Raw genomic sequence first — 20,890 nt, 5'->3', positions numbered from 1 at the left:
ACACGGACAACTGGCCAACAGTCAGTCGAGAATCACCAGGCGGTTGGGCAGTTCGTTGCGCGCATGGGTCGCAGGGACATGCTCGCTGAGCAACTCGCCGCAGGCCTCGATGCATTCGACGAAGCCCTGCAAGGTCTGGCCCTGGCTCACCTGATCGGTGAAACGGGCGACGATCGCCTCGCGTGCCTGCTCGGGCAGGTACCGGGCGATGCCCTCGTCGACCAGGATCTCGACATGCCGCTCGGCTTCGCTGACGAAGATCAACACCCCCGTGGCGCCGGCAGTACGCTGCAGGTTGAGCTCGAGAAACTGCTGCCGGGCCAGGCCCGAGGCGCGCCGGCGGCGCAGCATCGACGGCACCACCCAGGTAGCCAGGCGCGGATGGCGCAACACCAGGCACAAGCTGATGAAGGTCAGCATCTGCGCCAGCAACAAGCCATTGACGCCAATGCCGCCCAGCCACAGGTGCAACACACCGGGTACCAGCAAGGCCAGCAAGGCGGCCCAGAGCAATGGCAGATAAGGGAAGTCATCGGCTCGGCGGGCCAGCACCGTGACCAGCTCGGCATCGGTGCGCCGCTCGGCGCGGGCGATCGCTTCGGCGATCTGGCGCTGTTCGTATTCGGTCATGCCATCGTCTCTCGAGCGTTCTTATCATTGTTATCCCGGCAATCGGGTGGGCGGGAGTGTATCTCAACAAGTGCCCCATATAAGGCATAATCCGCGACTGCGTCGGATCATGGATGAATGATCCACAGAACGGCCAGCGGACACGACAACAACAGGCGTACGAAACGTCTCGGCCCACCGCTATCACTCGACAACGGAATTGATGATGAAACTGTCTTTGCTGGGCCTGGCCATGGGCCTTGCCAGTCAGGCGGCCCTTGCCGCCCCTACCGCCCCGCCCCTGCAGGACAAGCAGGCGTTCGTGGACCATCTGGTCAGCCAGATGACCGAGGCCGAGAAGATCGGCCAGCTGCGCCTGATCAGCATCGGCCCGGAAATGCCCCACGCGAAGATCCGCGAGGAAATTGCCGCCGGACGCATCGGCGGCACCTTCAACTCGCGCACTGCCCCCGAGAACCGTCCGATGCAAGACGCGGCCATGCGCAGCCGCCTGAAGATCCCGATGTTCTTCGCCTACGACACTATCCATGGCGAGCGCACCATTTTCCCGATCGGCCTGGGCCTGGCCTCGTCCTGGGACATGGACGCCATCGCCAAGGTCGGCCGCACCTCGGCCATCGAGGCAGCCGCCGACTCGCTGGACATGACCTTCGCACCGATGGTCGACATTGCCCGTGACCCGCGGTGGGGGCGCACCAGCGAAGGCTTTGGCGAGGACACCTACCTGACCTCGAAGATCGGCCAGGTGATGGTCAAATCGTTCCAGGGTTCGAGCCCCGCCAACGCCGACAGCATCATGGCCATCGTCAAGCACTTTGCCCTGTACGGTGCCGTGGAAGGGGGCCGCGACTACAACACGGTCGATATGAGCTTGCCGAAGATGTACAACGACTACCTGCCGCCCTACCGCGCCGCGCTCGATGCCGGTGCCGGCGGGGTGATGGTGGCGCTGAACTCGATCAACGGTGTGCCGGCCACCTCCAACACCTGGCTGATGAATGATCTGCTGCGCAAGGAGTGGGGCTTCAAGGGCGTGACCATCAGCGACCACGGCGCCATCCAGGAACTGATCCGCCATGGCGTGGCCCGTGACGGCCGTGAAGCCGCCAAGCTGGCGATCAAGGCCGGCATCGACATGAGCATGAACGACACCCTCTACGGCGAAGAACTGCCCGGGTTATTGAAGTCAGGCGAGGTCAGCCAGGCCGAACTGGACCAGGCGGTGCGTGAAGTGCTGGGCGCCAAGTACGACATGGGGCTGTTCAAGGACCCCTACGTGCGCATTCCCAAGCCTGAAACCGACCTGAAGGACTACTACGCCGAGGACCGCCTGCACCGGGAAGCCGCACGCGATGTCGCACGCCGTGGCCTGGTGCTGCTGGAAAACCGCGAGCAGACCCTGCCGCTGAAAAAGGCCGGCACCATCGCCGTGGTCGGCCCACTGGCCGATGCGCCGATCGACATGATGGGCAGCTGGGCCGCCGACGGCAAACCGCAGCACTCGGTCACCGTGCGCGAAGGCCTGCGCCGCGCCGTGGAAGGCAAGGCCAAGCTGGTGTACGCCAAGGGCTCGAACGTCACTGGCGACAAGGCGATGTTCGACTACCTGAACTTCCTCAACTTCGACGCTCCGGAAATCGTCGACGACCCGCGCCCGGCCGCGGTGCTGATCGACGAAGCGGTCAAGGCCGCCAGGCAGTCGGACGTGGTCGTGGCTGTGGTCGGCGAGTCCCGTGGCATGTCCCACGAGTCCTCGAGCCGCACCACCCTGGAAATCCCGGCGGTCCAACGGGATTTGATCAAAGCGCTGAAAGCAACCGGCAAACCCCTGGTGCTGGTGTTGATGAATGGCCGCCCGCTGTCGATCGCCTGGGAGCGCGAGCAGGCTGACGCCATCCTCGAGACCTGGTTCAGCGGCACAGAGGGCGGCAACGCCATCGCCGATGTGCTGTTCGGCGACTACAATCCCTCCGGACGCCTGGCCATCACCTTCCCGCGTTCGGTCGGGCAGATCCCGATGTACTACAACCACATGCGCATCGGCCGGCCGTTCACCCCAGGCAAACCCGGCAATTACACCTCGCAATACTTCGAGGAGCCCAACGGTCCGCTGTATCCATTCGGCTATGGCCTGAGCTACACCAGCTACGAGTTGTCGGACCTGACCTTGTCGCAAACCGAGCTGAAACGTGGCGCGACCCTCAAGGCCAAGGTCGTCGTGAAGAACACCGGCAAGCGTGACGGCGAGACTGTGGTGCAGCTGTATATCCAGGACCAGAGCGCGTCGATGAGTCGCCCGGTCAAGGAGCTGAAGAACTTCCAGAAGCTGATGCTCAAAGCCGGCGAGTCGCGAACCTTGACCTTCGACATCAACGAGGAAGACCTGAAGTTCTACAATGGCCAGCTGCAGCGTGTCGCAGAGCCTGGCCAGTTCAATGTGCAGGTTGGCCTGAATTCAGAGGCGGTGCAGCAGCAGAGCTTCGAACTGCTGTAAGCCAGAACAGGCCCCGTCGCGGGGCGAACCGATCCTGCAGGTGACAATGCGGGGGCGGGCTTGCCCAGCGATGAGGCCGACACAGACAACCGCAATCCCGGATCCGCTCCATGCCCTCATCCTTCCGCACCCTGCGCCTGGGTTTGATCATCCTGCTGATCCTGGTCGGCACCAGCCTCAGTGCAGGCTGGGCCATGCACCAGGCCAAGCGCCAGGCAATGGAAACCGACGCCCGTAGAGCGAGCCAGCAACTGGGCCTGTACGCCAACGCCCTGCATACCCTGATCGAGCGTTACCGTGCATTGCCTGCGGTACTGGCGCTGGACCCGGAGCTGATCGCCGCCCTCCGCGGCCCGGTTACCAAACAGGTGCAGGATGCCCTGAACCGCAAGCTCGAACGCATCAATGGCGCCGCCAACTCCTCCACCCTGGAGCTGCTGGACCGCACAGGCCTGGCCATCGCCGCCAGCAACTGGCGCCTGCCGACCACCTATGTAGGTTCCAACTACGGCTTTCGCCCCTACTTCAAACAAACTCGCAGCCAGGGCAGTGGGCGTTTCTATGCCGTCGGCGTGACCAGCGGCGTGCCGGGCTACTTCCTGGCGAGCGCGGTGGACGATGAACAAGGCCGCTTCCTCGGCGCCATGGTGGTCAAGCTGGAGTTCCCCGAGCTCGAACGTGAATGGCGCCAGGGCAGCGACATCCTGCTGGTCAGCGATGCCCGCGGCATCACGTTCATCGCCAACCAGGACGGCTGGCGTTACCGCGAGCTGCAACCGCTATCCGGCGCAGACCGCGCCGAGCTGGCCGAGACCCGCCAGTACGACAAGCAGCCGCTGGTGCCCCTGCAGCACCAGGCGTTGACCCGCTTCACCGACACCAGCCACCTGACTCGCGTGCAAGGCCCGGATGGCACCGCCGAATACCTGTGGGAGCGTCTGCCCCTGGAGGCCGAAGGCTGGACCCTGCACCTGCTGCGCAAACCGCAGGTTGCCGAGGATGGGCGCAACGCGGCCCTAGCTGCCGCCGCGGTCTGGCTGAGCCTGGTGTTCGCCGCGCTGTTCGTCAGCCAGAGGTTGCGTCTGGCCCGCTTGCGCCAACGCAGCCGCGAAGAGCTCAAACGCCAGGTCGAAGAACGTACCCGTGAGCTGCACACTGCCCAGGAAGGCCTGGTGCAATCGGCCAAGCTGGCGGCGCTGGGGCAGATGTCGGCCGCGCTGGCTCATGAGATCAACCAGCCCCTGACCACACAACGCATGCAACTGGAAACCCTGCGCCTGCTGCTCGACCATGGCCGCCATGACGAAGCCCGCCAGGCCCTGGAGCCGCTCGAGCAGATGCTGACCCGCATGGCCGCGCTCACCGGCCACCTGAAGACCTTCGCCCGCAACAGCCCCGGAGGTCTGCGCGAACGCCTGGACCTGGCCTCTGTGGTAGACCAGGCCTTGCACCTGCTGGACACCCGCATCCGCGCTGAAGGCGTCGAAGTGGCGCTGTACCTGGCGCGTCCAGCCTGGGTCCGTGGCGACGCGATCCGCCTGGAGCAAGTGCTGATCAACCTTTTGCGCAACGCCCTCGACGCCATGGCCGACAAGCGCTACAAACGTCTGGAGATCCGTATCGAGGCGGACGATGGACAGTGGCGCTTGAGCGTGCTCGACTCAGGTGGTGGCATTCTCGCCACCGACCTTTGCCGCGTCTTCGACCCATTCTTCACCACCAAGCCGGTCGGCGAGGGGCTGGGCCTTGGCCTGGCCATCTCCTACGGTATCGTCGTCGATGCCGGCGGCCACCTGCAGGTCGAGAACCTGGCGGGGGGCGCGCGCTTCAGCCTCACCCTGCCCCGCGACCTGGAGACGGTATGTTGAATTCAGTGATCGTCGTCGATGACGAAGCCAGCATCCGCGCGGCGGTGGAACAATGGCTGAGTCTGTCGGGCTTCAACGTGCAACTGTTCGAGCGTGCCGAGGAGTGCCTGGCGCAACTTCCGGCGCACTTTCCCGGCGTGGTCATCAGTGACGTGCGCATGCCCGGCATGTCCGGCCTGCAGTTGCTCGACCGGTTACAGCAGGCCGACCCGGACATGCCGGTGATCCTGCTCACCGGCCATGGCGATGTCCCCATGGCGGTGGAGGCGATGCGCAACGGTGCCTACGACTTCCTGGAAAAACCCTTCACCCCGCAGCACCTGATGGGCAGCCTGCGCCGCGCCCTGGAAAAACGCCAGCTGGTCCTGGAAAACCGCCGCCTGCATGAGCAGGCCGACCTCAAGGCACAGCTGGAGAACACCTTGCTGGGCATGTCCCAGGGGCTGCAGCAGCTGCGTCGCCAGGTACTCGAGCTGGCCAGCCTGCCGGTCAACGTGCTCATCCGGGGTGAAACCGGCAGTGGCAAGGAGCGCGTGGCGCGCTGCCTGCACGACTTCGGCCCGCGCGCCGACAAACCCTTCGTCGCGCTCAATTGCGCGGCCATTCCCGAAACATTGTTCGAAGCCGAACTGTTCGGCCATGAGAGCGGCGCGTTCACTGGCGCCCAGGGCAAGCGCATCGGCAAGCTGGAGTACGCCAATGGCGGTACGGTGTTCCTCGACGAGATCGAGAGCATGCCCCTGGCCCAGCAAGCCAAGCTGCTGCGGGTGATCCAGGAGCAAAAGCTCGAGCGCCTGGGGGCCAACCAGAGCATCGCCGTCGACCTGCGCATCATCGCCGCGACCAAACCGGACCTGCTCGAAGAGGCCCGTGCAGGGCGCTTTCGCGAGGACCTGGCGTACCGCCTCAACGTTGCCGAGCTGCGCCTGGCACCGCTGCGCGAGCGCCGTGAAGACATCCCGCTGTTGTTCGAACACTTCGCTCGCACTGCCGCCGAACGCCTGGGCCGCCATTGCCCCGCGGTCAGCGGGGGACGATTGGCGCAGTTGCTGGCCCACGACTGGCCGGGCAATGTGCGTGAGCTGGCCAATGCCGCCGAACGTCATGCCTTGGGGCTGGACTCGCCGAACCTTGAGAGCCTGCCAGGCGGACAGTCGCTGGGCGAACAGATGGAGGCGTTCGAAGCCCAATGCCTGCGTGCGGCGCTGCGCCAGCACAAGGGCGAGATCAAGGGGGTGATGGAGGCGCTGCAACTGCCACGGCGTACGCTGAACGAGAAGATGCAGCGGCATGGCCTGGTACGTGAGGACTTTCTCGGCAACGAGTAGGCGGATTTCCGCTTACCGATTCAGGCAAATGAGCGGAAGTTCGCTCACTGCATGCTGAATCGCCGGGGCTGCCTGGCAGCCCATCGCTGGCAAGCCAGCTCCCACAAAGCACCATGCAAGCCAGATACGCTGGGAGCTGGCTTGCCAGCGACAGGGCACAAGACGCCCTCAAATGGACCACCAAGCACCCATTTGGCACACCTCCTGCAAAACCCTTCTCAAGCTGCGCCCCGAGCGCGCTCCACAAAAACAACGAGAAGGTATCCCTGATGGATAACGCCAGCACTCTGCCCACCGGGGCGGCCGTTGCGCCCGCCGCGGAAAAGTCCACCGCCAGCCGCCTCAAATCGATCTTCAGTGGTTCCATCGGCAACATGGTCGAATGGTACGACTGGTACGTCTACGCCGCATTCTCGCTGTACTTCGCCAAGGCTTTCTTCCCCGCCGGCGACACCACCGCCCAACTGCTCAATACCGCCGCAATCTTTGCCGTGGGCTTCCTCATGCGCCCGATCGGTGGCTGGCTGATGGGCCTGTACGCCGACCGCAAGGGCCGCAAGGCGGCGCTGATGGCTTCGGTACTGCTGATGTGCGCAGGCTCGCTGGTCATCGCGCTGACGCCGGGTTACGAGACCATCGGCGTCGCAGCACCGGTCCTGCTGGTCATCGCCCGCCTGATGCAGGGCCTCTCGGTAGGGGGTGAATACGGCACCTCGGCCACCTACCTGAGTGAGATGGCCAGCAAGGAACGCCGCGGCTTCTTCTCCAGCTTCCAGTATGTGACCCTGATCTCCGGCCAGCTCATCGCCTTGGCGGTGCTGATCATCCTGCAGCAGACGCTCACCACCGAGCAGTTGTATGCCTGGGGCTGGCGTGTACCCTTCGTGATCGGCGCGCTGTGCGCGGTGGTTGCCCTGTACCTGCGCCGCGGCATGGAAGAGACCGCCTCCTTCACCAAGAAAGAGAAGTCCAAAGAGAGCCTGATGCGCACCCTGATGCGCCACCCCAAAGAGCTGATGACCGTGGTCGGCCTGACCATGGGCGGCACCCTGGCCTTCTACACCTACACCACCTACATGCAGAAGTACCTGGTCAACACCGTGGGCATGAGCATCAGCGACTCGACCACCATCTCGGCGGCCACGCTGTTCCTTTTCATGTGCCTGCAGCCGATCATCGGCGGGCTGTCCGACAAGATCGGCCGTCGCCCGATCCTGATCGCGTTCGGCGTGCTCGGCACCCTGTTCACCGTGCCGATCCTCAGCACCCTGCACACCGTGCAGACTTGGTGGGGCGCGTTCTTCCTGATCATGGCCGCGCTGATCATCGTCAGCGGCTACACCTCGATCAACGCCGTGGTCAAGGCCGAGCTGTTCCCCACCGAAATCCGCGCCCTGGGCGTCGGCCTGCCGTACGCGCTGACCGTGTCGATCTTCGGCGGCACCGCCGAATACGTGGCCCTGTGGTTCAAGAGCAACGGCATGGAAACCGGCTTCTACTGGTACGTCACCGGCTGCATCGCCTGCTCGCTGCTGGTGTACGCGACCATGAAGGACACCAAGCAGCATTCGCGGATCACCACTGACTGATCAGCTGCACTGCAATGAACAAGGGGCGCTCCGGCTGGTGGAGCGCCCCTTTTTGTTGGGTGTGTCTCGTCCTGAATAGCGGGTTTATTCGGTTCACTGAATGAGCCGAATAGGTGTCACTCAGGGCATCTCCATCGCTCGTTGCGGCTCACGACGCTGGTAGTACGTGGCCGCCAGCACCAGCACCAGCAGCACCCCGCCCAGTACCATCGACGAACCCACGGTACCGAAGTCCAGCCCGCCTTTCTCGTGGGTCTTGGTCAGCACATCGCCTAGGGTCGCACCGAATGGGCGAGTGAGCACGAAGGCGATCCAGAACAGCACCACGCCGGAGATTTTCGTCCAGTAACGGGCAGCCGCCACCACGGCGATTGCCGAGCCGATCAACAGCGCACCGCCGGCGAAGCCCAGGCCCGAATCGTCGGCCAGGTAATCGCCCAGCGCAGTGCCGAGGGTGTTGGAGAACAGGATCGCCACCCAGTAGAACAGCTCGCCGCTGCGGTTCTTGATACGGGTGACATCCAATGGGTTGCCGCTCAGGCGCCACACCGCGAAGGTCAGCAGCAGGATGCCGATCAGCAGCGCCGAACCTGTCGCATAGCCCAGCCCCAGGGTGCGGTCCATGAAGTCGGACATGGTGGTGCCGGCAGTGCTGGTGGAAAGGATCACCAGCCAATAGAGCATCGGGTTGTAGCGGCGCGAGTAGAGCTGGGTGACCAGGGTCAGCAGGAACACGCTGATCAGCAGCAGCGAGCTCATCGCATAACCGATGTTCAGGGTCATCGACAGCAGGTCGCCCGCCGTCTCGCCGAGTGTGGTTGCGCAGATCTTCATGACCCAGAAGGCCAGGGTGATTTGCGGGAGTTTGTTCATCGTTGTGCCGCTCCAGGTTTAAGTGCGGCGATGGTGAAGAGCGCTGTCTGAAAAAACGGTTGGTGTTGCATGAAAAAAGCGTTGGTCGCGTACGGCAAACACTCGTGAGCTGTTAATTCGGCATTAATTCCCACCATTCATGCTTGGCCAACTGAAAAAGCCGCACCACTCGCATGGCCTGACAAGGCCAGGTACTGCTTTTGACGCGGGACAAGCGCGCCCACAACAATCGATTTAATTGATTATTTTACGTTGTTTTTTGCGCTTTTTAATCAACTTAATCGGCGTAGCATTGAACCCATAGAAGCAAATAACCCACTGATCCACCGGAGCAACGACCATGAAAAACAAACTGATCCTCGCCCTGACCCTCTCGGTTCTGACCACTGGCGCTTTCGCCGAAGACGGTTTCGACCGTACCAGCGCCCACACTTTCGCCGCCGCCCAGAGCCAGTCGGCCAGCTACGCAGAAGATGGTTCTGATCGCACGGGTGGCCAGCGCTTCGCCGAAGACGGCTTCGACCGCACCAACGGCCAGCGCTTTGCCGAAGACGGCTTCGACCGCACCAACGGCCAGCGCTTCGCCGAAGACGGTTTCGACCGCACCAACGGCCAACGCTTTGCCGAAGACGGATTCGACCGCACCAACGGCCACCGCATCAGCTGATCACTGATGCGAGCAACCAGCCCGGCTTCGGCCGGGCTTGATCATTTTCAGCCAGGCAAAGCCTTGGCACACTAGGCGCCTCGTCCCCCACCAGGAAGGGCCTCACGGCCTTGCGCAGATGTACTACTACGAACCCGCCAAAGGCCACGGCCTACCCCACGACCCGTTCAACGCCATCGTCGGCCCACGGCCCATCGGCTGGATCTCCAGCCACGATCGCGAAGGCCGCCTGAACCTGGCGCCCTACAGCTTCTTCAACGCCTTCAACTACATCCCGCCGATCATCGGTTTCTGCAGCGTCGGGCGCAAAGACAGCCTGAACAACATCGAGCAGACCGGCGAGTTCGTCTGGAACCTGGCTACCCGGCCGCTGGCCGAGCAGATGAACCAGAGCTGTGCCGCGGTGGCGGCAGATATCGACGAGTTCGCGCTCAGTGGCCTGACCCCGGCCATGTCCAACGTGGTCAAGGTGCCGCGCGTGGGCGAGAGCCCGGTGAGCTTCGAATGCAAGGTCAGCCAGATCGTCCAGCTCAAACGCGCCGACCAGGAACTTGTGCCCAGCTGGCTGATCCTGGGAGAGGTAGTGGCGGTGCACATTGCCGAGCACCTGCTCAAGGACGGCATCTACGACACCGCCGCCGCCGAGCCGATCCTGCGTGGCGGTGGCCCGGCCGACTACTTTGCGCTGGGCGAGCTGTTCAAGATGGCCCGTCCACAGGTCTGATCAGAAGACCAGTTCGCCTTCCTCGCCCACGCCCTGCAGGCGTTCGAGTTCAGCACAAGCGGCCGCGTCGGCCGCGATCGCCGACTGGAACACCTGCCCGTCGAGCACTTTGTGAAAGCGCGGCGCACCGCCCATGCCCAGGGCCTTCACGGCGATCGCCGCGTGGTAGCCGCCGCCTTGCACCGGGACCATCGCCGAGACCGCTTCGAAGTGGGGGAATTCTCTACGTGCCATGCTGCACTCCGCCTGAATGATATAGGGGCGGCATTCTACACATCAGGCGAAGGTATGCAGGTCCAGGCTGCTGACCACCTGCGCCTGGACCAGCTCGCCAAACACCTCCAGGGTGGGCGAGGCGAAATAGCCGCTCATCGCCTGCTGGTCGCTCCAGCTGCCGCTGAGCAGCCACAGATCGGCATCGACCTGCGAACGCTGCACACTGAAGCTCAGGCAGCCGGGCGCCCGCAGCGACGGCTCCAGCAGGTCGCGCAGGCGCATGCCGAGTTCCGCCGAACGACCGTTGCTGGCGCGGATGAAAGCCAGGTGAGTGACCGGTTGAGGCTGGGTCATGAACGATCTCCTTGAAGCGCTACGGACGGGAAAACAGGCTGCCAAGATTAGGGCCCCACCCTCGCGCGACGTTAGGCCATTACTGCCGAGCGATTGCCTGATCCTGCCGCGCGACAGGATCAGGCAATCGAACGACAGCATTCGACTAGCGCCCGACATTGCCCATACCTATGCTGGCCCGGTCAGTAGAGGAACCACGTCATGACCACGCTCCCGCCACCCGACTCGACCCTTGAGCTGCAGCGCCAGGAACTGGCCGCGCTGATCCAGCGCCACGCCGGCCAGCCCCATGGCCCGGCGTCGGCCATCGAAGACCTTTACCTCACATGCTACCAAGAGGAAATCCGCGGCATGCCCGCGCTGGCCCAGCCGGCGTTGTGCATTCTTGCCCAAGGCAGCAAGACCCTGATCCTCGGCGACGAACATTACGCCTATGATCCGCTGCACTACATGGTGGTGTCGGTCACCTTGCCGATCAGCGGCGCCCTTCTCAAGGCCAGCCCCGAGCATCCCGCGTTGGGCTTGCGTCTGGACATCGACCCGGCGCAACTGAGCCAGCTGATCGCCGAAAGCAGCCCGATGGTGGTGCCCAACCGGCCATCAGGCCTGGGCCTGTACGTGGAGAAAAGCGATCCGCAGCTTCTGGATGCGTTGATCCGCCTGATCAAACTGCTGGACTCGCCACGCGACATTGCCATCCTCGCGCCGATGATCCGCCGGGAAATCTTCTACCGCCTGTTGCGCGGCCCCCAGGGTTACCGGCTGTACGAAATCGCCCTGGCCAACAGCCAGACCCATCGGGTCTGCCAGGCGATTACCTGGCTCAACAACCATTACCACCAGCCATTGCGTATCGAAGACCTCGCCCGGGAAGTGAACCTCAGCGTCTCCACCTTGCATCACCGCTTCAAGTCGGTGACGTCGATGAGCCCCTTGCAGTACCAGAAGCAACTGCGCCTGCAGGAGGCCAGACGCCTGATGTTCAACGAGGGGTTGGAGGCTGCCGTGGCCGGCTACCGGGTGGGCTACGAGAGCCCATCCCAGTTCAGCCGCGAATACAGCCGGCTGTACGGCGCGCCGCCGATCCGTGACGTGGCAAGGTTGCGCGCCAGCGCCAGTTGAACGACCCGCCGCACCCGGCGAATCGAGGGCACAGTCCTCGTGGCGCAGTCAGCCTTGCACAGCCAACTGCCATTGGCCCTGATCCACCTGGATCAATGTCGGCCCCGCGCGCTCCACCGCTCGGCCCAGCGCCGCCTGTAACTGCGCCACGTCAGCCACCGACTCGGCATCGGCCCCCAGCGCTCGCGCCACGCCGATGAAGTCCGGGGTGTGGATGTCCACACCGACCGGCTCGATCGCCCGGTTGACCATGTATTTCTTGATTTCCTCGTACCCCTGGTTGTTCCACAGCAGCACGATCAGCGGCACCTGCGCCTCGACGGCACTGGCCAGCTCGGGCAGGGTGAACTGCAACCCGCCATCACCGATCAGGCATACCGTGGGCGCACGTGCGGCGCGCGCTTCGGCACTGCCGAGCCAGGCGCCCATGGCCGCCGGCAACGCATAGCCCAGCGTGCCATAGCCGGTCGAGGCATTGAACCAGCGCCGCGGACGGGTCATGTCCAGGGTCAGGTTGCCGGTGTAGACCGGCTGGGTCGAATCGCCCACCAGCACAGCGTCCGGCAGGGTTTCCAGGATGCTGTTCAGCATACGGGTCTGGCTCAAGGTCGGCTGGTCCCAGGTGGCGGCATTGTCCTGGCGCAGCCGGGCGGCCCGAGCAGCGCCCCAGTGATCATCACGCGGGGGTTGCGCCTGCATGTGCAGGGCCACCAGCAAGGCCTCGGTCGCCTGTGCGGCATCGGCCACCAGGGCCAGATCGGGCAGGTAGTTGCGCACTGTCTGGTCCGGGTCGATATCGATCCGCAGCAGGCTGCCAGGGATTTCGAAACCGCCCTTGAACGTCACGTCGTAGTCGGTCTCGGCCAGCTCGGTACCGATGGCCAGCACCACATCGGCCTCGGCAACCAACGCACGGGTGGCCGGCAAAGTCTGGGTCGAGCCGATCTGCAGCGGATGGTTGGCCGGCAGCAGCCCCTTGGCATTGATGGTCAGTGCCACCGGCGCCTGCAGGTGCTCGGCCAGCCTGGCCAGCCCGGCGCCGGCTTCCAGGGCACCACCGCCGGCGAGGATCAACGGTCGGCGCGCCTTGGCCAGGCGCATGGCCATCTGCTGCACGGTCTGCGGCGCCGCACCCGCGCGCGCGGTGCGCACCGGGCGGCCCGGCAGCAGGTGATCGGCGGGCTCCACCAACACATCCAGCGGGATCTCGATATGCACCGGGCGCGGGCGGCCACCGTCGAACACTGCGAAAGCGCGAGCCAGCACCTCGGCCAGGTCATCGGCACTCATCAAGGTATGCGAAAACGCCGCCACCCCCGCCACCAGCCCGGCCTGGTTGGGCAGTTCGTGCAACTTGCCGCGCCCGCCACCCAGCTGGCTACGCGACTGCACGCTGGAAATCACCAGCATCGGGATCGAGTCGGCGTAGGCCTGGCCCATGGCGGTGGTGATGTTGGTCATGCCCGGGCCGGTGATGATGAAGCACACCCCAGGCTTGCCCCGGGTCCGCGAGTAGCCATCGGCCATGAACCCGGCGCCCTGCTCGTGGCGCGGGGTTATGTGGCGGATCGATGAGGCAGCCAGGCCGCGGTAGAGTTCCACGGTATGCACGCCGGGAATGCCGAAGACATGATCGACACCATAGCCTTCGAGGAGTTTGACCAGCACTTCACCACAGGTTGCCATCATCGAGTACCCGATTCTTGTTGAGACTGGTGCTCATGGAACCAAGCGCCGACTACCGCCACAATGCAAAAAAACACATACTAGCCATGACCTCATATCATGGCTTGCCACTATGAAACGCCTGCCGCCCCTCCCCGCCCTGCACACCTTCCTGGTGACCGCGCAGCACTGCAACTTCACCCGTGCCGCGCAACAGCTGCATATCACCCAGGGCGCGGTCAGCCGACAGATCGCCGGGCTCGAGGAACATCTGGGCTATGCGTTGTTCCAGCGCCAGGCCCGTGGCCTGGCCCTGACCCGCGAAGGACAGGACTGGCTGCCTCGGGTGCAGCAGGTTTTCGCAATGATTGAGCAAGGCGTGCGTGAGGTCGGTGGCCGCAGCACGACTTTGCAGCTCAAGGCACCGACCTGTGTGATGCGTTGGCTGCTGCCACGCTTGCTGGAGTGGCAGGCACTGCGCCCGGACGTGCCGGTGGAATTGACCACCACGGTGCAACATGGCGTGGATTTTCGCCGCGAGGGCTTCGATGCGGCCGTCGTGTATGGTGCGGTGCCGAACCATGGACTGCAGGTACGCAAGCTGTTCGATGAACAACTGACACCGGTCTGCGCACCATCGCTATCTGGCGCCCCCTTGCAGCTGCAGGACCTGGCGCGGCAGATGCTGCTGCACCCCTCTCGGGACGAGCACGACTGGCGGTTGTGGTTGCAGGCGGCCAATGCCGGCGTCGAACCCCAGGGGCCGAAGCAGCACTTCGAGACGTTGGACATGGCGATGGCCATGGCCTCCCAGGGGACGGGGATCGCCATCGGCGACTATTCGCTGATTGCCGACGACCTGCGCGCCGGGCGTTTGTGCATGCCGTTCGAGCTGAAGGTGACGACCGGGAAGGGTTATTACCTGGTCAGCCCGTCGAAGAGCATGCCCACGGGGTTGGTCGAGTTGATGGAGTGGCTGCAGGCGCGTGCCCGCACATGACATCAATCGCGACCCGACCTGCCCCGCGGTGCAGACGACTCAGTAGCCGACCGTGAACCGTGCCCGTGAATGCGCCGGCTTTTCCAGCTCGTCGAGCATGGCGATGGCATAGTCGGCAAAGGTGATCCAGCTTTTGCCATCGGCACCGATCAGCAGGTGATCCTTGCCCAGGATGTAGTGCCCGCTGCGCTGACCTTCGACGAACTCCGCCGACGGCGACAGGAATGTCCAGTCCAGGGCCGGCTCCTGGCGCAGCGTATCGAGGAAGCGCACACCGGCATTGGCCTCGGCCTTGTAGGCTTGCGGGAAATCCGGGCTGTCGATCACCCGCTGCCCGGACGGCAGCAGCAGGCTACCGGCCCCGCCCACCACCAGCAGGCGCTTGACCCCGGCACGCTTGACCGGCTCGATGATCGCTTCAGGCTCGATGGTCGAGAAATGCGCCGCGCTCAGCACCGCGTCACAGCCCGTCACGGCCGCCTGCAGGGCGGCACTGCCCTTGGCATCCAGCGCCTTGACCGTCACGCCGTCACGGCCTTGCAGCGCACTCGGATCGCGGGCGATGGCCACCACACTGTGACCCCGACGCAGGGCCTCTTCCAGCAACTGGCTGCCGGCGCGCCCGGTGGCGCCGATGATTGCGATCTTGCTCATGGGAAACACTCCAACAGGTTGAAAAGGGTTACCACTTCATCTCGCCCTTGGCGACCTTGGCACCCAATTCAAGGGAGCTCTCGTCACCCAGGTTCGGGTAGCGCTGCTTCATCGCCGCGATCAGCGCGGCGGCATTGGCAGCCTTGGCGGCCTCGGTATCGAAGTCACGAATGTAGCCGGCGGTGAAGCGCACCGCGTCCAGCGAACGGCTGCCGTCGCCCAGGTAGTGCCCCGGGATCACCGTGCGCGGTGCGAGCTGTTCGATCTTCGCCAGGGTCTTCAGCCAGTCGGCATGGGATTGCGCGGTCTGGGTGTCGGCCATCCACACATGGATACCTTCGGAAACCACCACGCCACCGACCACTGCCTTGATCGAGGGAATCCACACGAAGCTGCGGTCCGGCTGCGGACCGTCCAGGCCGACGACCTGCAGTGCCTGGCCTTCCAGTTCCAGGCGATCACCCTGCAGTACCTGGGGCACCACCAGACGTGCCGGCTTGTCCGCGCCCATTTGCGGGCCCCAGTAGGCCAGCTTGGCGTCCATGGTCTTGCGGATGTGCTCGACCGTGGCGGCCGAGGCGACCACGCGGGCCTTGGGGAACGCCTGGGTGATGGTGTCCAGGCCGAAGTAGTAGTCCGGATCGCCATGGCTGACGTAGATGGTGGTCAGCTGCTTGCCGCTGGCACGCAGGCGCTCGACCAGCTGTTCGGCCTGGGCCTTGCCGAACTGGGCGTCGACCAGGATGGCGTCGTGGGCACCGCTGACGATCACCGAGCTGACCGGGAAGATCGCCGCGTGACCGGGGTTGTAGGCTTCCAGCTTGAGCGGTTCGGCAGCCATGGCCTGGCCGCCGAGGGTAAGGCAGGCCAGCAGCAGGCCGCGAAGGGGCGTGAAGAGAGACATTGCAAGATCCTGTGAGTGGGACGATGGGTGCAAGCTTAGTTGCCCGAACCAATACAAAAAATGCGATGCTTCGACATAGTTTGTTTCTGAAATCGGACAGATCATGGATCGGCTCAACGCCATGCGCGTATTCGTCACCGTCGTCGACCTGGGCAGCCAGTCGGCCGCCGCGGACCATCTGGAACTCTCCAGGCCCGTGGTTTCCCGCTACCTGGCGGAGCTGGAGGACTGGGTCGGGGCACGCCTGATGCAACGCACCACCCGCAAGCTCAGCCTGACGGCCGCAGGCCTCGAGACCCTGCCACGCTGTCGGCAGATGCTGGAGCTGGCCGGCGACCTGCAAAGCGCCGTGCGCCAACCGGACGACGCGCCCCGTGGCGAGCTGCGCATCAGCGTCAGCACCTCGTTCGGCCAGGCCCAGCTGGTGGATGCGCTGGCGGCCTACGTCAAACGCTACCCCGGGGTGAAGGTTGAGCTGCAGATGCTCGACCGCACCGTCAACCTGGTGGACGAGCGCATCGACCTGGCGATCCGCACCAGCAACGATGTCGACCCCAACCTCATTGCCCGGCGCCTGAGCGTGTGCCGCTCGGTGATCTGCGCCAGCCCCGCCTACCTGCGCGAGTACGGTACGCCGGACCGGGTCGAGGCGTTGAGCCAGCACAACTGCCTGACCCACGCCTACTTCGGTCACAGCCTGTGGCACTTCGAGGTGGACGGGCAGAATGTCGCCGTGCCGGTGCAGGGCAACATCAGCGCCAACGAGGCCATGACCCTGCAGAAAGCCGCCCTGGCCAATGCCGGCATCGCCATGCTGCCCACCTACCAGGCGGCCGCCGCGCTGCGCAGTGGCGAGCTGGTGCGATTGCTGCCGCAAGCCAAGCCACGGGAACTGACCCTGAATGCGGTGTACACCTCGCGCAAGCACATGCCGGCGACGTTGCGCAGCATGCTCGACTTTCTCGCGCAGCGGTTTGCCGACGAACCGGAGTGGGACAAAGGATTGAGTTGAGTCAAGACGGTGCAGTTACGCGCATTGGGCCTATGCTTGTAGGTATCACCTGTTGCATCAACAGGAGGTCCGCACCATGAGTATCAAATCCAGGCGTTGCGCCCTCGTCTTCGCCCTGGTCGCGGTGGCCGGGCTGTACGGCTCGGCCTGCTGGCGGGTGGAGCTGCTGCGCAGCCAGCCCAACACGGCCAACAGTTGCGTACATGAGCATTGCGTTCCCCACAGCGCCACGCTGAGCGCCGTCAGGTAGGTCGGATCACTCCTCGACGCTCATGTACTCTTTCGCCCAGCGGATATAGTCCTCGGGCTGGGTGTAGGTGTGCGAAAGCTCGGTGGCGCCGAGGCTGTCCGACTTGTGCTGCAGGCCACGCTGCTGGCGCAGGCAATCGTAGGTGGCCTTGATCGCGGCGAAGTAGGCGGCATGGCCGTCGACCACGATACGCACGCCCAGGCGCGCCAGGCGCTCGTCGTCGCGCAGGTTGGGGTTGGCGTAGGTCACCAGCATCAACGGCACGCTCAGGTGCTCGGCGATCTGCTCGAGTTGCTCGAAGTCCTTGACCCCCACCATGCAGATGCCATCGGCGCCGGCCTTCTGGTAGCTCTGGGTGCGCACGATGATTTCCTCGGTGGTCAACACGCCGGCATTGGTGCGGGCAATGATCGCCAGCGCCGAATCGACCCGCGCCTCCAGCGCCGCGCGGATCTTGCCCACGCCCTCCTCCACCGAGATCAGGTCGGTGGACTTGCGACCGAACTGGGCCGGCAGCAAGGTATCTTCGATGGTCAGCGCGGCAACGCCGGCGCGTTCCAGTTCGATCACCGTGCGCATCACGTTGAGCGCATTGCCGTAGCCGTGGTCGGCGTCGGCAAGCACCGGCAACTGGGCGACACGGCCGATGCGGGTAGCCTGCTCGACGAACTCGCTCAGGGTGATCAGGGCGAAATCCGGCGCCGCCAGGACCTGCAGCGAGGCGACCGAACCGCCGAGAATGCCGACCTCAAAACCAAGGTCGGCGGCAATACGGGCTGACATCGGGTCGAAGACCGACGCGGTGTGATAGCACGAACCTGAAGCAAGCAGTTCGCGGAAGGCAAAACGCAGATCGTGGTGGGAAGCCTTGGGCATGATCACTCCGCTTGTAATGAGAAATTGTGAACGGCTGACAACCGACCCCTGTATCGGGTCTACCTGACTGTTCTAACCGTCGCCATCAGGGCGGTCATGCTCGACATGCAGGCAGAGGAATAGAAGGTGTGGACATACAGCAACGCGAAATCCTCTGAAAAATACTTGCACCAAGCTGGTGCAGGCCCCGGATTTCAGCCTCTGCGGCCAAGCCACGATATCACGCGGCCATGCAGCACTGGATGAATGCGCCAATGCCGATCTTGCATAGGGGATGCACGGAGTACATAGGTAGCTATGTAACTCAGCGTACAATGCCCTACCATGAATGAGCCCATCGCGGGGCAGGCCCGCTCCCACGATGCCTCGCGATCGCGCCAGCTCTGACCACAAGGTATCCACCGTGACCGCCGCCCTGCCCCCCACCGTTCTACGCAGCGTCCTCACCGCCCTGATGCTGGCGATATTCCTCGGTGCCCTCGACCAGACCATCGTCGCCGTGTCACTGCCGGCGATTTCCGCGCAGTTCAACGATGTCGGCCTGCTCGCCTGGGTCATCTCCGGCTACATGGTCGCCATGACCATCGCCGTGCCGATCTACGGCAAGCTCGGTGACTTGTATGGGCGGCGGCGCATGATTCTCACCGGCACCGCCCTGTTCACCCTGGCCTCGGTGGCCTGCGGCCTGGCTCAGGACATGCCGCAACTAGTGCTGGCCCGGGTGCTTCAGGGTATCGGCGCCGGCGGCATGGTGTCGGTTAGCCAGGCAATCATCGGCGACTTCGTGCCACCTCGTGAACGCGGTCGCTACCAGGGCTACTTCAGCAGCATGTACGCACTGGCCAGCGTCGCCGGGCCGGTGCTGGGCGGCTGGCTGACCGAGTACCTGTCCTGGCGCTGGGTGTTCTGGATCAACCTGCCGCTGGGGCTGACCGCGCTGTGGGTGATCCACCGGGCGCTGGACGGGTTGCCGGTCAAGCATCGCCAGGCCCAGGTCGACTACCTCGGCGCGGTGCTGATGATCCTCGGCCTGGGCAGCCTGCTGCTGGGCATCACCCTGGTCGGCCAGGGACATGCCTGGCAGTCGTCCGAAGTCCTGGCGTTGCTGGCCTGCGCGCTGCTGGGGCTGGCGGCGTTCGTAGCCCACGAGCGGCGCTGCCGCGAACCATTGCTGCCTCTGGGCCTGTTCGGCAACCGGGTCGCGGTGCTGTGCTGGTGCGTGATCTTCTTCGCCAGTTTCCAGTCCATTTCGCTGACCATGCTGATGCCCCTGCGCTATCAGGGCATCACCGGCGCCGGCGCCGACAGCGCGGCGCTGCACCTGCTGCCACTGGCAATGGGGTTGCCCATCGGCGCCTTTACAGGTGGGCGCATGACCAGCCGCACCGGGCGCTTCAAGCCACAGATCCTCACAGGCGCGCTATTGATGCCAATGACCATCGCAGCCATGGCGCTGACCCCGCCGCAAGCCTGGTTACAGAGCGCGCTGTTCATGCTGCTGACAGGCATTGCCTGCGGCCTGCAATTTCCCACCTCGCTGGTGGGCACGCAAAGCGCGGTGGACAGCCAGGACATCGGCGTGGCGACCAGCACCACCAACCTGTTCCGCTCGCTGGGTGGGGCAATGGGGGTGGCGTGCATGTCCAGCCTGTTACTGGCGTGGTTGCACCAGGGCGGCTTCGAAGTGCTCGGCAACCCGCTGCTGGGCAGCCTCAAGGCGGGCGAGGCGGATCCGCACACCCAGGCGCGCTTGCTGGAAACCTTCCGCGACCTCTTGCTGGTCAGTGCCGGGGCTTCGCTGATCGGCCTGTTGGCCGCGCTGGCCTTGCCGGACAGACAGTTGCGCGGGCGCTGAAAGTCGTGGGAGGGGCTGGCCCCGCGATAGCGTCCGCCCAGGCGACATCACGGCCTGAAGGTTGTCATCGCCGGGCAAGCTCGCTCCCGCGTTATTAATCCTGCGTTAACCGAAAAGGGATAACACTTCCTCACAATCGTTAACAAAGTGTCATTTGCGCAAGCCAGGGCTCAAGCGCAGCATATCCAGCCCGGTGTCGACCCATTTCTCGACATCGCCCAACAGGTCGAAGCTCTCCGGGAGCAGCAGCCAGCGGCCTATCAGGCCATCCACATAGGCAAACATGGCCACCGCAGCCCGGTCGATCTCGAGCTCGGCAGGCAACTGGCCACGACGCACTGCATTGCCCAAGGCCAGGGCAATGCTTTGATGGCAGTCCAGCACCGCGCCCTGACGCTGCTGGCGAATCTCACACATGTCGTCGGTGAACTCGCACTTGTGATGCAGGATTTCGTTGATACGCCGGGTTCGGGCATCGAGCACCAACTCGTTGAACACTTGCAGCAACAGCTTGCGCATACAGCCGAGCGGGTCGAGTTCATCCTCGCTTTCACTGGCGCGGGCCAGGTGGTCATGGGTCTCGTGCAGGCTGTCGAGCAGCGCCTGCACCAACTCGGCCTTGTTGCTGAAGTGCCAGTAGATCGCCCCGCGAGTGACGCCGGCGAGCTCAGCGATGTCGGCCAGGGTGGTACGCGCTACCCCGCGCTTGTAGAAGGCCTTCTCCGCCGCCTCGATGATCTGGGCGCGAGTTTCCTGGGCTTCTTCTTTGGTTCGACGGACCATGGCAGTACAACCTCATCAGGCCCCGC

At 64.3% G+C, this 20,890-nt stretch carries 20 protein-coding genes; 11 read left to right on the top strand and 9 right to left on the bottom strand.

What is annotated here, in order from left to right:
• Positions 1-21: 21 nt before the first annotated feature.
• The gene (locus tag OH705_RS11795; protein WP_023632611.1) at positions 22-630 is read right to left on the bottom strand and encodes a TPM domain-containing protein; all 609 of its coding nucleotides are present in this window, start codon (positions 628-630) and stop codon (positions 22-24) included.
• Positions 631-832: 202 nt separating this feature from the next.
• On the opposite strand from OH705_RS11795, the gene bglX reads away from it, so the two are divergent.
• The 4 genes from bglX to OH705_RS11775 all read left to right on the top strand — a co-directional run bounded on the left by bglX (position 833) and on the right by OH705_RS11775 (position 7,909).
• Entirely contained in the window at positions 833-3,124 is a 2,292-nt protein-coding gene (gene bglX / locus OH705_RS11790) for a beta-glucosidase BglX (RefSeq protein ID WP_267302262.1), read from the top strand.
• A 110-nt stretch (positions 3,125-3,234) separates the two neighbouring features.
• A complete protein-coding gene (locus tag OH705_RS11785) occupies positions 3,235-4,992 on the top strand; it encodes an ATP-binding protein (RefSeq protein WP_267302261.1) in 1,758 nt (585 codons plus the stop codon).
• Entirely contained in the window at positions 4,986-6,320 is a 1,335-nt protein-coding gene (locus OH705_RS11780) for a sigma-54-dependent transcriptional regulator (protein WP_267302260.1), read from the top strand. The genes OH705_RS11785 and OH705_RS11780 overlap by 7 nt, the downstream gene beginning before the upstream one ends.
• Before the next feature lie 269 nt (positions 6,321-6,589).
• Complete coding sequence (locus tag OH705_RS11775) at positions 6,590-7,909, top strand: MFS transporter (protein ID WP_023630177.1); 1,320 nt, start codon at positions 6,590-6,592, stop codon at positions 7,907-7,909.
• Positions 7,910-8,029: 120 nt separating this feature from the next.
• On the opposite strand, the gene OH705_RS11770 is transcribed toward OH705_RS11775, so the two are convergent.
• Entirely contained in the window at positions 8,030-8,782 is a 753-nt protein-coding gene (locus OH705_RS11770; RefSeq protein WP_023630178.1) for a membrane protein, read from the bottom strand.
• 340 nt (positions 8,783-9,122) lie between these two features.
• Here OH705_RS11770 and OH705_RS11765 point away from each other — a divergent pair, with 340 nt between their 5' ends.
• Positions 9,123-9,449 carry a hypothetical protein gene (locus OH705_RS11765; protein ID WP_031314931.1) on the top strand — a complete coding sequence of 109 codons (327 nt, stop codon included), beginning with the start codon at positions 9,123-9,125 and terminating at the stop codon, positions 9,447-9,449.
• A 118-nt stretch (positions 9,450-9,567) separates the two neighbouring features.
• Positions 9,568-10,173: a flavin reductase family protein gene (locus OH705_RS11760; RefSeq protein WP_023630179.1), complete on the top strand. Its 606-nt coding sequence runs from the start codon at positions 9,568-9,570 to the stop codon at positions 10,171-10,173.
• On the opposite strand, the gene OH705_RS11755 is transcribed toward OH705_RS11760, so the two are convergent.
• Both OH705_RS11755 and OH705_RS11750 read right to left on the bottom strand, forming a co-directional pair.
• Positions 10,174-10,407 carry a hypothetical protein gene (locus tag OH705_RS11755; protein WP_094010162.1) on the bottom strand — a complete coding sequence of 78 codons (234 nt, stop codon included), beginning with the start codon at positions 10,405-10,407 and terminating at the stop codon, positions 10,174-10,176.
• A gap of 42 nt (positions 10,408-10,449) precedes the next feature.
• The gene (locus OH705_RS11750; protein ID WP_023630181.1) at positions 10,450-10,743 is read right to left on the bottom strand and encodes a putative quinol monooxygenase; all 294 of its coding nucleotides are present in this window, start codon (positions 10,741-10,743) and stop codon (positions 10,450-10,452) included.
• A 201-nt stretch (positions 10,744-10,944) separates the two neighbouring features.
• On the opposite strand from OH705_RS11750, the gene OH705_RS11745 reads away from it, so the two are divergent.
• Entirely contained in the window at positions 10,945-11,865 is a 921-nt protein-coding gene (locus tag OH705_RS11745) for an AraC family transcriptional regulator (protein ID WP_023630182.1), read from the top strand.
• Positions 11,866-11,913: 48 nt separating this feature from the next.
• Here OH705_RS11745 and OH705_RS11740 read toward each other — a convergent pair whose 3' ends face one another.
• Entirely contained in the window at positions 11,914-13,551 is a 1,638-nt protein-coding gene (locus tag OH705_RS11740; RefSeq protein WP_267302320.1) for a 5-guanidino-2-oxopentanoate decarboxylase, read from the bottom strand.
• 112 nt (positions 13,552-13,663) lie between these two features.
• Here OH705_RS11740 and OH705_RS11735 point away from each other — a divergent pair, with 112 nt between their 5' ends.
• Positions 13,664-14,530, top strand: coding sequence for a LysR substrate-binding domain-containing protein (locus OH705_RS11735; RefSeq protein ID WP_023631055.1), 867 nt, complete (start codon positions 13,664-13,666; stop codon positions 14,528-14,530).
• A gap of 39 nt (positions 14,531-14,569) precedes the next feature.
• Here the strand turns inward: OH705_RS11735 and OH705_RS11730 are convergent, their stop codons facing one another.
• Together OH705_RS11730 and OH705_RS11725 are read right to left on the bottom strand one after the other, a co-directional pair.
• Positions 14,570-15,184 carry an NAD(P)-dependent oxidoreductase gene (locus OH705_RS11730; protein ID WP_038705528.1) on the bottom strand — a complete coding sequence of 205 codons (615 nt, stop codon included), beginning with the start codon at positions 15,182-15,184 and terminating at the stop codon, positions 14,570-14,572.
• A 28-nt stretch (positions 15,185-15,212) separates the two neighbouring features.
• Positions 15,213-16,088: an MBL fold metallo-hydrolase gene (locus OH705_RS11725; protein WP_023630226.1), complete on the bottom strand. Its 876-nt coding sequence runs from the start codon at positions 16,086-16,088 to the stop codon at positions 15,213-15,215.
• Between the two features lie 103 nt (positions 16,089-16,191).
• On the opposite strand from OH705_RS11725, the gene OH705_RS11720 reads away from it, so the two are divergent.
• Both OH705_RS11720 and OH705_RS11715 read left to right on the top strand, forming a co-directional pair.
• The gene (locus OH705_RS11720) at positions 16,192-17,100 is read left to right on the top strand and encodes a LysR family transcriptional regulator (RefSeq protein WP_023630225.1); all 909 of its coding nucleotides are present in this window, start codon (positions 16,192-16,194) and stop codon (positions 17,098-17,100) included.
• A gap of 76 nt (positions 17,101-17,176) precedes the next feature.
• Positions 17,177-17,350 (top strand): hypothetical protein, encoded by a 174-nt coding sequence (locus tag OH705_RS11715; protein WP_023630224.1) that lies wholly within the window; start codon positions 17,177-17,179, stop codon positions 17,348-17,350.
• Positions 17,351-17,356: 6 nt separating this feature from the next.
• Here the strand turns inward: OH705_RS11715 and OH705_RS11710 are convergent, their stop codons facing one another.
• Positions 17,357-18,226 (bottom strand): isocitrate lyase/PEP mutase family protein, encoded by an 870-nt coding sequence (locus OH705_RS11710; protein WP_023630223.1) that lies wholly within the window; start codon positions 18,224-18,226, stop codon positions 17,357-17,359.
• A 403-nt stretch (positions 18,227-18,629) separates the two neighbouring features.
• Here OH705_RS11710 and OH705_RS11705 point away from each other — a divergent pair, with 403 nt between their 5' ends.
• Positions 18,630-20,081: an MDR family MFS transporter gene (locus tag OH705_RS11705; RefSeq protein ID WP_267302259.1), complete on the top strand. Its 1,452-nt coding sequence runs from the start codon at positions 18,630-18,632 to the stop codon at positions 20,079-20,081.
• 150 nt (positions 20,082-20,231) lie between these two features.
• On the opposite strand, the gene ttgR is transcribed toward OH705_RS11705, so the two are convergent.
• Positions 20,232-20,864, bottom strand: coding sequence for an efflux transport transcriptional regulator TtgR (gene ttgR, locus OH705_RS11700; RefSeq protein WP_023630222.1), 633 nt, complete (start codon positions 20,862-20,864; stop codon positions 20,232-20,234).
• Positions 20,865-20,890: the final 26 nt, after the last annotated feature.

The sequence above is a fragment of the Pseudomonas sp. BJa3 genome (genome assembly GCF_026343815.1).
Taxonomy (GTDB): Bacteria; Pseudomonadota; Gammaproteobacteria; order Pseudomonadales; family Pseudomonadaceae; genus Aquipseudomonas; species Aquipseudomonas soli.
The sequence above is the reverse complement of the archived record's forward strand: the minus strand, read 5'-3'. Positions and strand labels throughout refer to the sequence as shown.

Coding starts and splice junctions, on each gene's coding strand:
- OH705_RS11735 (WP_023631055.1), top strand. CDS start 13,664: ATGAAACGCCTGCCGCCCCTCCCCGCCCTGCACACCTTCCTGGTGACC.
- OH705_RS11720 (WP_023630225.1), top strand. CDS start 16,192: ATGGATCGGCTCAACGCCATGCGCGTATTCGTCACCGTCGTCGACCTG.
- OH705_RS11755 (WP_094010162.1), bottom strand. CDS start 10,407: ATGGCACGTAGAGAATTCCCCCACTTCGAAGCGGTCTCGGCGATGGTC.
- OH705_RS11750 (WP_023630181.1), bottom strand. CDS start 10,743: ATGACCCAGCCTCAACCGGTCACTCACCTGGCTTTCATCCGCGCCAGC.
- OH705_RS11780 (WP_267302260.1), top strand. CDS start 4,986: ATGTTGAATTCAGTGATCGTCGTCGATGACGAAGCCAGCATCCGCGCG.
- OH705_RS11770 (WP_023630178.1), bottom strand. CDS start 8,782: ATGAACAAACTCCCGCAAATCACCCTGGCCTTCTGGGTCATGAAGATC.
- OH705_RS11715 (WP_023630224.1), top strand. CDS start 17,177: ATGAGTATCAAATCCAGGCGTTGCGCCCTCGTCTTCGCCCTGGTCGCG.
- ttgR (WP_023630222.1), bottom strand. CDS start 20,864: ATGGTCCGTCGAACCAAAGAAGAAGCCCAGGAAACTCGCGCCCAGATC.
- OH705_RS11765 (WP_031314931.1), top strand. CDS start 9,123: ATGAAAAACAAACTGATCCTCGCCCTGACCCTCTCGGTTCTGACCACT.
- bglX (WP_267302262.1), top strand. CDS start 833: ATGATGAAACTGTCTTTGCTGGGCCTGGCCATGGGCCTTGCCAGTCAG.
- OH705_RS11760 (WP_023630179.1), top strand. CDS start 9,568: ATGTACTACTACGAACCCGCCAAAGGCCACGGCCTACCCCACGACCCG.
- OH705_RS11740 (WP_267302320.1), bottom strand. CDS start 13,551: ATGGCAACCTGTGGTGAAGTGCTGGTCAAACTCCTCGAAGGCTATGGT.
- OH705_RS11710 (WP_023630223.1), bottom strand. CDS start 18,226: ATGCCCAAGGCTTCCCACCACGATCTGCGTTTTGCCTTCCGCGAACTG.
- OH705_RS11795 (WP_023632611.1), bottom strand. CDS start 630: ATGACCGAATACGAACAGCGCCAGATCGCCGAAGCGATCGCCCGCGCC.
- OH705_RS11775 (WP_023630177.1), top strand. CDS start 6,590: ATGGATAACGCCAGCACTCTGCCCACCGGGGCGGCCGTTGCGCCCGCC.
- OH705_RS11745 (WP_023630182.1), top strand. CDS start 10,945: ATGACCACGCTCCCGCCACCCGACTCGACCCTTGAGCTGCAGCGCCAG.
- OH705_RS11730 (WP_038705528.1), bottom strand. CDS start 15,184: ATGAGCAAGATCGCAATCATCGGCGCCACCGGGCGCGCCGGCAGCCAG.
- OH705_RS11785 (WP_267302261.1), top strand. CDS start 3,235: ATGCCCTCATCCTTCCGCACCCTGCGCCTGGGTTTGATCATCCTGCTG.
- OH705_RS11725 (WP_023630226.1), bottom strand. CDS start 16,088: ATGTCTCTCTTCACGCCCCTTCGCGGCCTGCTGCTGGCCTGCCTTACC.